Annotated in this window: 12 protein-coding genes; 7 read left to right on the top strand and 5 right to left on the bottom strand. The window is 41.4% G+C overall.

Annotation, left to right across the window (positions count from 1 at the left end; genetic code table 11):
* Positions 1-320: 320 nt before the first annotated feature.
* The 7 genes from tig (at position 321) to H5162_RS05695 (ending at position 9,479) form a co-directional block, all read left to right on the top strand.
* Entirely contained in the window at positions 321-1,625 is a 1,305-nt protein-coding gene (tig, locus tag H5162_RS05665) for a trigger factor (protein ID WP_145241468.1), read from the top strand.
* Positions 1,626-1,789: 164 nt separating this feature from the next.
* The gene (gene clpP / locus H5162_RS05670; RefSeq protein ID WP_145241466.1) at positions 1,790-2,407 is read left to right on the top strand and encodes an ATP-dependent Clp endopeptidase proteolytic subunit ClpP; all 618 of its coding nucleotides are present in this window, start codon (positions 1,790-1,792) and stop codon (positions 2,405-2,407) included.
* Positions 2,408-2,542: 135 nt separating this feature from the next.
* Positions 2,543-3,826 (top strand): ATP-dependent protease ATP-binding subunit ClpX, encoded by a 1,284-nt coding sequence (clpX, locus tag H5162_RS05675; RefSeq protein WP_145241464.1) that lies wholly within the window; start codon positions 2,543-2,545, stop codon positions 3,824-3,826.
* 150 nt (positions 3,827-3,976) lie between these two features.
* A complete protein-coding gene (gene lon, locus H5162_RS05680) occupies positions 3,977-6,337 on the top strand; it encodes an endopeptidase La (RefSeq protein WP_145241462.1) in 2,361 nt (786 codons plus the stop codon).
* 185 nt (positions 6,338-6,522) lie between these two features.
* The gene (locus H5162_RS05685) at positions 6,523-6,825 is read left to right on the top strand and encodes an HU family DNA-binding protein (protein ID WP_301562686.1); all 303 of its coding nucleotides are present in this window, start codon (positions 6,523-6,525) and stop codon (positions 6,823-6,825) included.
* A 170-nt stretch (positions 6,826-6,995) separates the two neighbouring features.
* Complete coding sequence (ppiD, locus tag H5162_RS05690; protein WP_182732484.1) at positions 6,996-8,900, top strand: peptidylprolyl isomerase; 1,905 nt, start codon at positions 6,996-6,998, stop codon at positions 8,898-8,900.
* Between the two features lie 177 nt (positions 8,901-9,077).
* A complete protein-coding gene (locus H5162_RS05695; protein WP_145241457.1) occupies positions 9,078-9,479 on the top strand; it encodes a hypothetical protein in 402 nt (133 codons plus the stop codon).
* 367 nt (positions 9,480-9,846) lie between these two features.
* On the opposite strand, the gene H5162_RS05700 is transcribed toward H5162_RS05695, so the two are convergent.
* From H5162_RS05700 to H5162_RS05720, 5 genes are read right to left on the bottom strand one after another with little or no spacing between them, the layout of a single operon-like run.
* Entirely contained in the window at positions 9,847-10,608 is a 762-nt protein-coding gene (locus H5162_RS05700) for an ATP-binding cassette domain-containing protein (protein WP_145241455.1), read from the bottom strand.
* Positions 10,608-11,600 (bottom strand): oligopeptide/dipeptide ABC transporter ATP-binding protein, encoded by a 993-nt coding sequence (locus tag H5162_RS05705; RefSeq protein ID WP_145241453.1) that lies wholly within the window; start codon positions 11,598-11,600, stop codon positions 10,608-10,610. The genes H5162_RS05700 and H5162_RS05705 overlap by 1 nt, the downstream gene beginning before the upstream one ends.
* Positions 11,601-12,494, bottom strand: coding sequence for an ABC transporter permease subunit (locus tag H5162_RS05710; protein ID WP_145241450.1), 894 nt, complete (start codon positions 12,492-12,494; stop codon positions 11,601-11,603). It abuts the gene before it with no gap.
* Positions 12,481-13,515: an ABC transporter permease subunit gene (locus H5162_RS05715; protein ID WP_145241448.1), complete on the bottom strand. Its 1,035-nt coding sequence runs from the start codon at positions 13,513-13,515 to the stop codon at positions 12,481-12,483. The genes H5162_RS05710 and H5162_RS05715 overlap by 14 nt, the downstream gene beginning before the upstream one ends.
* Positions 13,515-15,122, bottom strand: coding sequence for an ABC transporter substrate-binding protein (locus tag H5162_RS05720; RefSeq protein WP_182777942.1), 1,608 nt, complete (start codon positions 15,120-15,122; stop codon positions 13,515-13,517). Before H5162_RS05720 ends, H5162_RS05715 begins: the two co-directional genes overlap by 1 nt.
* Positions 15,123-15,136: the final 14 nt, after the last annotated feature.

Below are 15,136 nucleotides of genomic sequence, written 5' to 3' on the forward strand. Positions count from 1 at the left end.
GCTGATAGCTGATAGCTGATAGCTGATAGCTGATAGCTGATAGCTGATAGCTAAAACGCCTACTTTTCATTCGCTATGCTTGCTTAATCCGCTATCTGACCAAATAATTGCCCCCTAGACTCGACTATCATAAATATTAGGTTATAATGCCGCGTCTATTGTTTAACATAGTGCCCGAAGGGCAGAGCAGCATTGGTATCTTATAGTGAAGATGGGGTTGATAAGTCGCTTAAATGACTTTAAACGTGCCAAAACGCATAGTGATTACCGTGTTTGTAAGGAAGGCGAACAGTCGCCAAAATTGAAGATTGAGGTATATCATGCAAGTTTCTGTTGAGACGACTCAAGGCCTTGAGCGCCGTCTGACCATCACCGTTCCTGCAGAGAACGTTGAGACCGAAGTAAAAAAACGCTTACAACAACTGTCTAAAACCCAGCGTATTGATGGTTTCCGTCCTGGTAAAGTACCAACGTCTGTAATCAACAAACGTTACGGTGGCGCAGTTCGTCAGGAAGTTGCTGGTGAATTAATGCAACGTAATTACATCGAAGCAATCGTTTCTGAAAAAATTAACCCAGCTGGCGCACCAACATTTGCTCCTAAAGCACTTGAAGCGGGTAAAGATTTAGAGTTCTCAGCAACATTTGAAGTTTACCCTGAAGTTGAAGTTCAAGGTTTAGATAAAATTACTGTAGAAAAACCAGCTGTATCAGTTACTGATGAAGATTTAGCAAACATGCTAGAAACACTTCGTAAGCAACATGCATCATGGGCTGAAGTTGATGTGGCTGCTGGCGAAAAAGACCGTGTAACGGTTGATTTCGTAGGTACTATCGACGGTGAAGTATTCGAAGGCGGAAAAGCTGAAGACTTCCCATTAGAACTTGGTCAAGGTCGTATGATCCCAGGTTTTGAAGATAACATCGTAGGTAAAAAAGCAGGCGAGGAAGTTGTTTCTGACGTAACTTTCCCTGAAGATTACCATGCTGAAAATCTTAAAGGCAAAGCAGCTCAATTCACTATCACAGTGAAGAAAGTTGAAGCGCAAGAGCTACCTGAACTTAGCGAAGAATTCGCAACCAAGTTTGGTGTAACTGAAGGCGGTGTTGACGCTCTTAAAGAAGAAGTTAAAAAGAACATGACACGTGAACTTGACCAAGCGGTTAAAGCTAACGTGAAAGACCAAGCAATTAAAGGTCTTTTAGCTAACAACGAAATCGAAGTGCCTAAAGCCCTAGTAGATCAAGAAATTGATGCACTACGTCAACAAGCTGCACAACGTTTTGGTGGCGACGCTAAAAACATGCCTGAGCTTCCAGCAGAATTGTTCCATGAACAAGCAGTAACACGCGTTAAGACTGGCCTATTATTAGGTGAAGTAATTAAAGCGAACGAGATCAAAGTTGATGATTCAAAAGTTGAAGCATTAATTGCAACAGTGGCTTCTGCATACGAAGATCCAACTGAAGTTGTAGAATACTACAAAGCAAATGATCAACTTATGCAACAAATGCGTAATGTAGCAATGGAAGAGCAAGCTGTTGAAGCTATTTTAGCTAAAGCAAATGTGACTGACGTTGAAAAAGCATTTGATGACATCATGAATCCACAGCAAGGTGCTTAATAAGTCATTGACTTAAGCCCTCGCTAACGATTAAATGGCTCGTGTTACTCTGTATTATGCAGTGTGCCCGAGCCATTTTAGTTTGTGGCCTTCAATTTCGCCAAAAAATAACTATGCTTCCTTATAATAAGGATAAGTATAAGCGCATAAGGAATTAGATAAATATGAACACTGGTATTACAGATCCACTCAATGCATTAGTACCTATGGTTGTTGAACAAACAGCGAAAGGCGAGCGCTCGTATGATATTTATTCGAGACTATTAAAAGAGCGAATCATTTTTTTAACAGGTCAAGTTGAAGACAACATGGCTAATCTGATCTTAGCGCAAATGCTATTTTTAGAATCAGAAAACCCAGAAAAAGATATCTTTTTATATATTAATTCGCCGGGCGGTTCAGTGACTGCGGGTATGGCGATTTATGACACTATGAATTTCATTAAACCAGATGTAAGCACTATTTGTGTTGGCCAAGCGGCGAGCATGGGAGCATTTTTATTGACTGCTGGTGCAAAAGGTAAACGTTATTGTTTACCTAATTCACGCGTGATGATCCACCAACCATTAGGCGGTTTCCAAGGTCAAGCATCTGATTTTGAAATACACGCCAAAGAAATTTTGTCTATTAAAGATAAACTAAACCGTTTAATGGCAGAGCATACCGGCCAACCATTAGATGTGATTTCAAAAGATACAGACCGTGATAACTTCATGAGCGCCAGCCAAGCTGTTGATTATGGTTTAGTTGATGCGGTATTTACTAGTCGCGACAGCAAGTAACAAATACAAGCTGGTAACTAACGGTGCTAGCTTGAGCTGTTTACACTGTGAAAACCAATATTTTTTGGTATAGTTAAGCGTATTAAAATAGCTGCTAAGTAGTTTGGCAGCCAACGAATAAGATGAGGTAGCTGAATGTCTGACACTCCTACAGACGGCGACAAAAGTAATAAATTGTTATACTGCTCTTTTTGTGGCAAAAGCCAGCATGAAGTTCGTAAGTTAATTGCTGGCCCTTCAGTATACATTTGTGATGAATGTGTTGAGCTATGCAACGACATTATCAGGGAAGAGATCAAAGACATTGCGCCAAAGCACAATACCTCTGATAAACTGCCTGCACCAAAAGAAATTCGTAATCATTTAGATGATTATGTTATTGGTCAAGATCACGCCAAAAAAGTACTGTCAGTAGCGGTTTACAATCACTACAAACGTTTGCGTAATCAAACCGGTAAAACGGATATTGAGTTAGGCAAAAGTAATATCTTACTTATTGGCCCAACCGGCAGTGGTAAAACATTATTAGCTGAAACGTTAGCGCGTTTATTAGATGTGCCGTTTACAATGGCCGATGCAACCACACTAACTGAAGCTGGTTATGTGGGCGAAGATGTTGAAAACATCATTCAAAAGTTGCTACAAAAATGTGATTACGATGTAGAAAAAGCGCAACGTGGTATTGTTTATATTGATGAGATTGACAAAATTTCACGTAAATCTGATAACCCGTCGATCACTCGTGATGTATCTGGTGAGGGCGTGCAACAAGCACTGCTCAAACTAATTGAAGGTACTGTGGCATCTGTGCCACCACAAGGCGGACGTAAACACCCACAGCAAGAGTTTTTACAGGTAGACACCTCTAAAATCTTATTCATCTGTGGTGGCGCATTCTCTGGTCTTGATAAAGTGATCGAGCAGCGTAGCCATAAAAATACCGGTATCGGTTTTGGGGTTAACGTAAAAGAATCTGCGGCGAGCCGTTCTTTAAGTGAAACATTTAAAGATGTTGAGCCAGAAGATTTAGTGAAATATGGTTTGATCCCAGAATTCATCGGTCGTTTACCTGTTGTGGCAACGTTAACTGAACTCGATGAGTCGGCTTTAGTGCAAATATTAAATGAGCCTAAAAACGCCTTAACGAAACAGTACGGCGCATTATTTGGTATGGAAGACGTTGAACTTGAATTCCGTGATGACGCACTGCGTGCTATCGCTCATAAAGCGATGGAGCGTAAAACAGGTGCCCGTGGTCTTCGTTCAATCGTTGAAGCGGTGTTACTTGATACTATGTACGAACTTCCTTCAATGGAAAACGTCAGCAAAGTCGTGATTGACGAAACCGTGATCAAAGGTGAATCAGATCCTATTTTGATTTATCAAAGCGCTAGCCAAGATAAAGCAGCGTCTGAGTAAAATTTACTCATTTTGATAATAAAAAGGAGCCTAGTGCTCCTTTTTTTATAATTTATTTAATCCAGTTGCGTTAAATTGTTGAACTTTACTTAGGTTATCCCCATATACTTGAGTAATCTTTAAAATAAATGAAGAGCGAAGAGAAAAATAATGACGCTTGAGAGAACAGATCGAGTCGAAATCCCGGTGCTAGCACTGCGCGATGTCGTGGTATATCCGCACATGGTGATCCCGCTTTTTGTAGGCCGTGAAAAATCAATAAAATGCCTTGAAGCGGCAATGGATAAAGACAAACAAATTTTCCTTGTTGCGCAAAAAGACGCGACCGTGGATGAGCCTGAGCAAGATGATATTTACCGTGTTGGTACCATAGCCACGGTATTACAATTGCTTAAACTACCTGATGGCACAGTCAAAGTACTGGTTGAAGGCACACAGCGAGCAAAACTAGAAAGCTTTATTGATAATGAAGACTTTTTTGTTGCTAATGCGCAGTTTATTGGTTCAGAAGAAATCGATGAGCAAGAGCAAGATGTATTTATTCGCAGTGCCATCAGTCAGTTTGAAGGCTATGTAAAGCTAAATAAAAAAATACCACCAGAGGTGTTAACCTCGGTCAGTGGCATTGATGAAGCGCCGCGCCTTGCCGATACTATGGCAGCGCACATGCCGCTGAAAGTGCCTGAAAAGCAAAAAGTACTCGAAATCACCAATGTTACAGAACGTCTTGAATATTTAATGGCGTTGATGGAAGGTGAAATTGATTTACTGCAAGTTGAGAAAAAAATTCGTACCCGCGTTAAAAAGCAGATGGAAAAGTCGCAACGTGAGTATTATCTTAATGAGCAAATGAAAGCCATTCAAAAAGAATTAGGCGAGCTTGACGACGTACCAGATGAATTCGAAGCACTGAAAAAGCGCATTGAAGAATCAGGTATGAGCAATGACGCGCAAGAAAAAGCGAACTCTGAACTTGCTAAGCTTAAAATGATGTCGCCGATGTCGGCAGAAGCCACGGTTGTGCGTTCATACATAGACACATTAATTAATGTGCCATGGAAAAAACGTTCGAAAGTGAAAAAAGACTTAGCGGGCGCACAAAAGATTTTAGACAGCGACCATCACGGTCTTGATAAAGTCAAAGAACGAATCATTGAATATCTCGCTGTGCAACAGCGTACCAATAAACTCAAAGGGCCAATTTTGTGCCTTGTGGGTCCACCGGGTGTTGGTAAAACGTCATTAGGTCAATCGATTGCTCGCTCTACAGGGCGTAAGTATATTCGTATGGCACTAGGTGGTGTACGTGATGAAGCAGAAATTCGTGGCCACCGTCGTACTTACATAGGTTCAATGCCAGGTAAGTTGATTCAAAACATGAGTAAAGTGGGCGTTAAAAATCCATTATTCTTGTTAGATGAAATCGATAAAATGTCATCAGATATGCGTGGCGATCCTGCATCGGCACTGCTTGAAGTACTTGATCCAGAGCAAAATAGCCATTTTGCAGATCATTACTTAGAAGTTGATTATGACTTATCTGATGTAATGTTCGTGGCAACATCAAACAGCTTTAATATTCCAGGCCCGTTATTGGATCGTATGGAAGTCATCCGCCTATCGGGTTATACCGAAGACGAAAAGCTGAATATTGCCAAAGAGCATTTAATTGTTAAACAAGTTAAACGCAATGGCTTAAAAGATGGCGAATTAATCATCGAAGACAGTGCAATCATCGGCATTATTCGTTATTACACCCGTGAAGCGGGCGTACGTAACTTAGAACGCGAAATATCTAAGTTATGCCGTAAAGCGGTGAAGAATATCTTGCTTGAAAAAGGCACTAAAACAGTCACTATTAACGCTGACAACCTTGAAGATTTCTTAGGTGTGCAGCGCTATGATTATGGTAAAGCTGAAGACGGCGATCGCATTGGCCAAGTTACAGGTTTAGCGTGGACTGAAGTGGGCGGTGATTTGCTGACCATCGAATGTGCCGCAGTACCAGGCAAAGGTAAACTAAGCTACACCGGGTCACTAGGCGATGTAATGCAAGAGTCGATTCAAGCAGCTATGACAGTTGTACGTAATCGCGCTGATGCATTTCGTATTAACAGTGATTTTTACGAAAAACGTGATATTCATGTTCACGTACCTGAGGGGGCAACTCCAAAAGATGGACCAAGTGCTGGCGCCGCGATGGTAACAGGTTTGGTATCAAGTCTTACAGGTAACCCGGTACGTGCTGATGTGGCGATGACGGGTGAAATCACCTTACGTGGTGAAGTATTACCAATTGGTGGCTTAAAAGAGAAACTATTAGCCGCTCATCGCGGTGGAATTAAAACGGTCATTATTCCAAAAATTAACGAACGTGATTTAAAAGAGATCCCTGACAATGTATTGGCAGGACTTGATATTCACCCAGTTACGTGGATTGATGAGGTTTTAAAACTGGCTTTAGTACACCCAGTTGAGAGTTTTTCAGTCGAAACATCAAAAAACCAGTAAAAAAGCGAAAAAAAGTGCTTTAAAGGGCTTTTCAAATCTAGATGGTATGATAAGTTAAGCACTGGTTTTCAAGCCGAGGCCTTATGTGGCCTAGGCTGAAGAAAAATTACAATCGTATGAGCATGAAAAAGTTTGCTCTAAAATTTTCAAAATAGTGATGTTAGTTTAAAAAACAATCGCTCTTGATAATAACAATGAAAGAGGATGATATTGTGAATAAATCTCAATTAATCGATCAAATCGCAGCTGATGCTGACATTTCTAAAGCGGCTGCGGGTCGTGCACTTGATTCATTCATCGAGGCTGTTTCTGGCGCTCTTAAAGATGGCGATTCAGTAGCATTGGTTGGTTTCGGTACTTTCTCAGTACGTGAACGTGCTGCACGTTCAGGCCGTAACCCACAAACAGGCGAAACAATTCAAATCGCTGCAGCGACTATCCCTGCTTTTAAAGCAGGTAAAGCGCTTAAAGATGCATGTAACAGCTAATCACTGCTCTTTAGTGAGTTAGTTTGGTAGTGTAAGAAGTTAATCGCTTTTACAGCTTAATTAACGTTCTTTCTCGCCAACTGCTTCAAGTAAAAAAGCGTATCTGGTAAGATACGCTTTTTTTACATAAGCAAGGCGATTTCTGCCTCGAATAGAATAGAGATAAATAAATGCTTGAGAAAATCAGAGAAGGTTCACAAGGACCGGTAGCTAAAATTATTTTAGGCGCGGTGATTTTATCTTTTGCCTTAGCAGGGATCGGTGGTTACTTAGGTCAAACCACAGAGCAGCCCGTAGCTGAAGTAAATGGAGTTAAAATTAGCCAAACCGAGTTTAGCCGTGCGTTCCAAAATGAACGTGCACGTTTAGAGCAACAATTTGGCGAATACTTTGCACAAATTGCTGCTGATCCAAATTACATGGCACAAATTCGTCAAGGCGTCGTTGACCGTCTAGTACAACAAGAATTGCAAACTCAACTAGCGGCCGAACTTGGTTTACGTGTTAGTGACGACAGTGTTCGTAAAGCGATTTTAGAATTGCCATACTTCCAAATTGGTGGGCAATTTAACAACGATCGTTACTTACAAGTTATCCGTCAAATGAACTTCCAACCTGACGCATTTCGTGAATATTTACGTGAAGAAATGACCCGAAGCCAGCTAATTTCAGCGGTTGCAGGCACCGATTTCGCTCTAAATAGCGAATTGGCTAATGCCGTTGCGCTACAACAGCAAACGCGTAGTATTGACTATGTCGTGATCAGCAAAGAGTCTTTACAGCAAAACGTGACGGTAACAGAGCAAGAAATTGCCGATTACTATGACCTAAATATGTCGCAGTTTTTAGCGCCTGAGCAAGTATCAGTAAACTACATTGATTTAAATGCAGCTAACCTAACACTTGAAACTCATGTTAGCGAAGCTGACGTTAAAGCATATTATGATCAAAACAAAGCACAATACGCCGAACCTGAAAAACGCCGTGTGTCGCATATCTTAATTGATAACAGTGAAGACGATGATGCAGCAAAAGCCAAAGCAGAAGACTTGTTAGCACAATTACAACAAGGCGGTGACTTTGCAGCGTTAGCAGAATCATCATCTGATGATATCGTTAGTGCTGAAATGGGCGGTGATTTAGATTGGATCGAACGTGACATGATGGATCCTGCTTTTGAAGATGCGGCATTCGCATTGGCAAACAAAGGGGATTTTTCAGACGTTGTACAATCTGAGTTTGGTTACCATATTATTCAGTTAACTGATATTCAGAGCCAACAAGTAAAAGCGTATGACACTGTTAAAGCTGATTTACGTGCTGAGCTTGAGCGTACTGAAAAAGTAAATGCATTCTATGAAAAGCAAACAGAAATGGGCGCTATTGCATTTGAAATTTCAGATACCTTAGTTGATGCTGCAGAAGTTGCCGGTGTTGAAGTACAAACAACAGCATTAGTTGACCGTAATTCTCTACCTGCGCCGCTTAATACACCAGCGGTATTAGCTGCAATCTTCTCACCAGATGTGCTTGAAGATAAAATGAACTCTGAGGTTATCGAAGTGGGCGATGAGCATGTTGTGTTAGTGCGTGTTAAAGAGCATGTACCAGCTGCAACAAAAGCACTTGCTGATGTATCAGAGCAAATTAAAGCACGTTTAGTTAGTGAAAAAGCATCAGAGCTTGCGAAAGAAAAAGCAACAACGCTGTATGCTGAGATTGAAGCTGGCAAGAGCTTAAATGACCTAGTAACTGAGCAAAGCTTAGAACTTCGTCAAGAAGCGGCACTAACCCGTCAAGCTTACACTGTTTCGCCTGCAATCGTTCAACATGCCTTTAAAATGGCACACCCAACTGACACACCAGTAGTTGAAAAAGTTGACCTAAACAACGGTGACGCGGCAATCGTAGCACTTAAAACAGTTACTAACGCTACTGTTGAAGGCGAAATTGACGCACAGCTTAAGCAAAATATTACTATGGCCCAAGTTAACAAAAACTACATGGTATTCATTGAAGCTTTAAAAGCAAATGCAGAATTAAACTTACCTAAAGCGCAAGCCGCCACAGAGTAATGCTTAATTAAATAATGAAAAGGCGCCATTGGCGCCTTTTTTTATTTTTTAACAGGCAGATATCTGAGTTCAAGTATAAATAAATTCCCCCCCAATCTACCGAACCTATTTTGATTACTTTTTAGCAGACTTAGTATAAGCTCAATAGCATTACCTCTATATTATTAAGGGAACATCATGAAATTTGAGCAGTTATTAAATAACTTTGATATGGGTATCTGTGTTGAACAGTTACAAAAAGAATCACTGTTAGACCTTGCGTTATTATTTGTCGCTGTTGATGGCTCTATTGCACAAGAAGAGTTGAGAGTCGTCGAAACCTGGGCGCATAAAATTGAGTGGAATTCTGTCATTGCTCTTGATAACTATATAATTGATATGACAAGCAAATGTGTTTTGGCAGTGCAAAGTGGTGACATCGAGTCATTTATTCAGCATCGAATGACACATATTGTCGATCAATCCATGAGGGAGTTTGTATTAGAGCTGCTTAAACAAGTCATTGAAGCTGATGGTATTACCGATGAAAATGAAATTAAAGCGTTAAAAATTGTTGAATCATTAATTCAACCGGCTTAACGGGTATATTTCTGTTTCTGCGCGGGACATCTCGCGCTTATACCATTGAGTAACGGCATAAAAATATTTTATTGCTATATATCAAAACTTTGCATTGTCGGTTGTTTTAATTATTCACAAAGAGGTTAAGAAACGTTACGCTTAGAAGAAGATATTAAATACTCACAAAAGAGTTAGAGATTAGACATTTTTGTGCCATGAACGGGCATTAAAGTGACTTGTTATATGTTCGCTTTTAGCAGTTTGGGTTTCGTTGCTATCAAGCCAACCAACGCGATAAATTTAATGCCGAGCTACTCTGGCTTTTCCTAGAATCTAGCACCTATACAATTCTTTTCGCTAAAACTTACCGCTTAAAGTTCTACCTTCAGCAACTTAGCAACTTCTGAGTGACTTTTGATTGTGGCTTTTGGAATACATCCTCTGTTCTACCGTATTCAACAATTTCACCGTGATCGAGTACTACAAGTTGATCGCTGATGTGGCGTACTAAACTTAAGTGGTGAGTGATCAAGATATAACTGAGACCCGTGTCCTGTTGAAGCTTGAGTAGCAGGTTGACGGTTTGTGCGCGTACAGAAGGGTCCAGAGATGATAATGCTTCATCAAGTACTACAACCTTAGGGTCGAGTATTAATGCACGTGCTAGAGCGACACGTTGCAGCTGACCGCCACTAAACATATGTGGGTAGTAATACTGATGGTCGTTTAATAAACCTACTTTAGACAGTGTTGCGGTGATTTTTTCAGCGCGAGTTACTTTATCCAAAGAAGTATTATATTGCAGGCAATCGTCGAGCATATCGCCGATCGTTAAACCTGGGTTTAGCGAGGCTTCGGAGTCTTGAAAAATCATTCTAATATGGCGGCATTGCTGATCGCGAACGCCTTTGTTTTCGATGATGTTGCCATCGAGTAGGATTTGCCCAGCATCTGCGCTGTCTGCTCCAGCGAGTAATTTTGCTAGGGTACTTTTACCTGAGCCAGTTTCGCCAATAATAGCCAGTGTTTCACCTTGCTCTAAACAAAACGAGATGTTTTTTAATACCTCAAAACGCTTACGTGAAAATAACCCTGCACGCAGGTTAAAGCTTTTTGACAAGGCTTGCACTTTTAACAGAGGTTGCATTATTTCATCACCTTAATGAGAGGGAAATGACACGCATAACTATGACCATGTTGTTTAGTTAAAGGCGGTGTTACCACACAAGCTTTTTGTGCCTGCGGACAGCGAGGACCAAGGCGACAGCCTATAGGTAAATGCTGTAAGGTTGGGATTGTCCCTTTTAGTGCATAAAAAGGTTCTTTATGGGCAAGCCCTTGCTCATAATCCGGTAAGCTTTTTAATAATGCTTGTGTATAAGGGTGGCGAGGCTGGGCAAAAATACGCTGGGTTGGACCTGCTTCAACCATTTGCCCGCAGTAAAGTACATGCATGCAATGAGACCAATTAATGATTTCTTCAAGTTCATGGGAGATCATTAAAATTGACATGTTTTTAAGTTGATTTAAACTTTTTAATAACCGGAATACCTGTGCTCGTGTGGTACTTTCAAGAGCTGTAGTTGGCTCATCGGCAATCAGTAACTTAGGTGTACGAGCAATGGCCATAGCAATCATGACCTTTTGACAAACGCCTTCTGAGAGCTCGTGAGGATAGCTCGATAGTACTTTTTCGTGATCTTTAATGCCCACTTTGTGGATCAGCGCTTTTACTCGGTCCTTACGTTCACGGTTTCGCTTTAAGAAAAACCCGGAGCCTGTTATTTCTGGGAGCGTTTCGGCTATTTGCTCAAATATTTTTGCGGTAGGATCAAGACAACGACTAGGATCTTGATAAATCATTGCGATGTCACTGCCTACAATTTTACGCCGTTGTTCGCTTGATAAGCGCATTAGATCCACACCGCGCCAATGCATACGGTCGGCGGTGATGTGCCAGCGTTTATTTAATACACCCACAATGGCTTTAGCAATTAAGCTTTTACCTGAGCCAGATTCGCCCACTAATGCATGTACTTCACCTTCTTTGAGGCTCAAGTTCACTCTATCTACGGCGCGAATAACGGTATCAGAGGTGCGCAGCTCTATGGTCAGATTTCGTATATCAAGTAATTGCATTTAGTCAGCCTTACGTGCTTTGAGCACTTGGCGTAGCCCGTCGCCCACTAAGTTGGTCGACAGCACGGCTAAAAAGAGTAATACCCCAGGCAAGCCAACGGTCCAAGGTGCTAAATAAATTAAACCCAGATTTTCAGCTAAAATTGCACCCCACTCTGTGGTTGGTGGTTGTGCCCCTAGTTTTAAAAAGCCCAAAGCGGAAATATCTAAAATAGCGGTTGATAATGCCATAGTAAAAATAACCACAATATGCTCATAAATATTTGGAAAAATCCCTCTGGAGAGAATATGCCAGTTCGATGCGCCATCAAGTTTAAATGCAGTAATGTAATCTTTATTAAGCTCAGTGACGATGAGGTTGCGCACCGAGTGAATAAATTGCGGTAATAGCGCTAAAATAATTGCCCACACGGTATTCATCAGGCCTGGGCCTAATATCGCAATAATAATAATCGCTAATAATAAAGACGGTATTGATAAGGTTATATCAAGTAGATGATTTAAAAAGCTTGAGCGAATACCTCGGCTAATGCCGGCAAATGTGCCTACTAACACACCTATGATGGTGGTGATCAGCGCAGCAATGACTGATAAGCCAAAGGTATAAGTTGCGCCATTCATAAGCCGTGAGAGTACATCGCGACCTAAATCGTCAGTACCAAGTATAAAACGTACATCGCCCATTTCATGCCACGATGGAGGAATAAGTAACGCATCACTGTGTTGCTGGTTTACCCCATATGGAGCAATCAGTGGCGCAGCCGCAGCTAAAATAGCAAAGGCGATAAAAATCCATAACCCCACTAAGGCAGGATGATTGGATTTAAATTTGCGCCAAAATCGCGCTAATGGCGATTTGTTTGACTCTTCTGAAAATAAATTAAACTTTGCCATGCGCTTGATTCCGTGACAGCGGGTCGAACAAGGTATAGGTTAATTCTGCAATAATAGTCGCCAGAATTACAAACATCGATACCGCTAATAAGCCACCTTGAATAGCAGGGTAGTCTCGTTGATAAATACTATCAATTAACCAACGGCCAACACCTGGCCATGAAAAAATCACCTCGGTGATCATCGCCAGAGTGATCAAGGTACTAAACTGCAAACCAATTTGTTTTATAACCGGTAATAAGGCATTACGTAAGGCATGATGCATAATTAATTGGGCACGGTTTAAGCCTTTGGCTCGGGCGGTTTTAATAAAACTTTGCTCAAGCACATGCAACATAGACTCTCGTGTAAAGCGCACTAATACAGTGGTTGGGTACATTGCAAGTACAATGGTCGGCAGGGTTAAATGATGCAGAGCATCAAGCATTGCTAGACCAGAATAAGGAAAGTCTGCTAATACAATATCAATCAAAATAAAGCCAGTTTGGGAGGGGATCTCGTACAGTAAGCCCATTCGCCCTGACATCGGGAACCAACCTAGTTGTAATGAGAACACCATGATCAGCAGCAAAGCTAACCAAAATACCGGCATTGAGTAGCCCACTAATGTCGTGGAGTTAACTAGTTTATCTGGCCAGCGCCGATGATAGGCCGCCGCCAAGATACCTGCCGGAACGCCAACCACAACAGAAATAATCAACGCATAAATACTCAGCTCTAACGTGGCTGGGAATAGCTCGATAATATGAGTAAATACGCTGTCGCCCGAAGCGAACGACACGCCCCAGTCGCCTTGCACAATACGCGCAATAAAAGCAAAATATTGCATTAAATAATTATCGTTAAAGTGATATTTTTCTTGTAGTTCACTGGTTTGTGAAAAACTGGTATTACTGATACCACTTAAATTACTAAGCGGATCGCCGGGAAATAAATAACTGAGTGAAAATGTAAATACACTCAAGGTAAACATCATAAATAACAGTAAGCCTAAACGGCGTAAAATATAATTTAACACCATTATTTTTTCCTCGCGTTGGCTAAGGAAATTGCGCCAAATGGGCCAAGTGGAATACCTTCTACATCGGCACTACTTGCTTGAAAACGCATACCGTGGGCAAGTGGTAATAAAGGTAGTTCACGCACTATCATCGCTTGTGCTTGTTGATAATAGGCTTTTCGTTTGGCTAAATCGGTGGTATCAAGCGCTTGTGTCAAGAGTAAGTCAAACTCAGGATCACACCAATTCGCAGGGTTTTTACCACTAAATGCCGCTGTACAACTGAGTAGCGGGCTAAAAAAGTTATCTGGATCCGGTGTATCTGCAGCCCAACCTAATAACACGCTGTCATGGCGGTGTTCACCTATGCGTTGAATAAAGGTGTTCCACTCATACTCAACGATACTGACGTTTACACCAATTTTTCGTAAATCGCTTTGCATTAGCTCGGCCATTTTACGTGCGTTAGGATTATAAATTCGGCTCACTGGCATAGCCCAAATGGTCATATCAAAGCCATTAGGAAGGCCAGCCTCAATCAGCAGTTTTTTAGCTTGATCAGGGTTAAATCCGGGCAGTTTAGCTTGTGGTTGATATGCCCATGATGTTGGCGGTAATAACGATTGCGCACGAATACCGTTGCCGTAATAAACTGCTTGCATGATTTTTTCAACGTCAATGGCATGGGCCAGTGCTTGGCGTACTCTTAAATCGTCAAATGGTGGGCGCTCGGTATTAAACGCCCAATAACCTACATTAAGATTGGTTTCTTTTTGTACGTTAATGTCGTCGCGTTGGGCTAAAATACTTAACTGTGCGCTACTTGGGTGTGCGGTTACATCACACTCTTTAGTGAGCATTTTTGCAATTCGGGTGGTGCCATTTGGGGTGATGTCGTAAACCAACTGCTCCAGCACTACATGGTGTTTCCAATAGCCAGGATTACGATAATAGCGTACTAAGTGATCGCGCCGATACTCTTTATAAACATAGGGGCCAGTACCAACAGGGTATTGATCAAAAAGATTAACTTGGTCGCGCTGTTTTAATTGCATGGCATATTCGCGAGACAAAACCACTGCAAAATCAGTTGCCATATTGGCTAAAAAGCTGCTTTCGGCATTAAATAATTCAAAGCGCACTTGGTAGTCGGACACGCGAACAATTTGCCGAATTAGCTGGTCGATGCCGACACTTTGAAAATAAGGGTAATTGGCATCCCCAACAAAGTGATAAGGATTATACACATCGAATAAACGGCTAAAGGTAAAGATTACATCATCAGCGTTAAACTCTCTGCTTGGGGTAAAGTATGCAGTAGTATGAAACTTCACTCCTTTGCGCAAGGTAAAGGTAACTGACTTGCCGTCTTTACTTATTTTCCAGTCAGTGGCCAGTTCACTTTTAAATTCAGCGGTCACGGGATCGATACTGATCAAACGGTCATACAATTGATTTGCAATAATATCGATCGTCGAACCCGTGGTCGTCACTTGGGGATTGAACGACACAGGGTTAGCCTCAGCGCAATAAACTAAGCCCTGATTCTTTTCTTCTAGCGTTTTTTCTTTGGTATCTAAGCAACCTGTTAGGCATACCGTTAAGATACCAAGTAATAATTTATACACTCGTTTAGCCTCTG

The organism is Pseudoalteromonas sp. SR41-8, from assembly GCF_014163915.1.
Classification (GTDB): Bacteria; Pseudomonadota; Gammaproteobacteria; order Enterobacterales; family Alteromonadaceae; genus Pseudoalteromonas; species Pseudoalteromonas rhizosphaerae.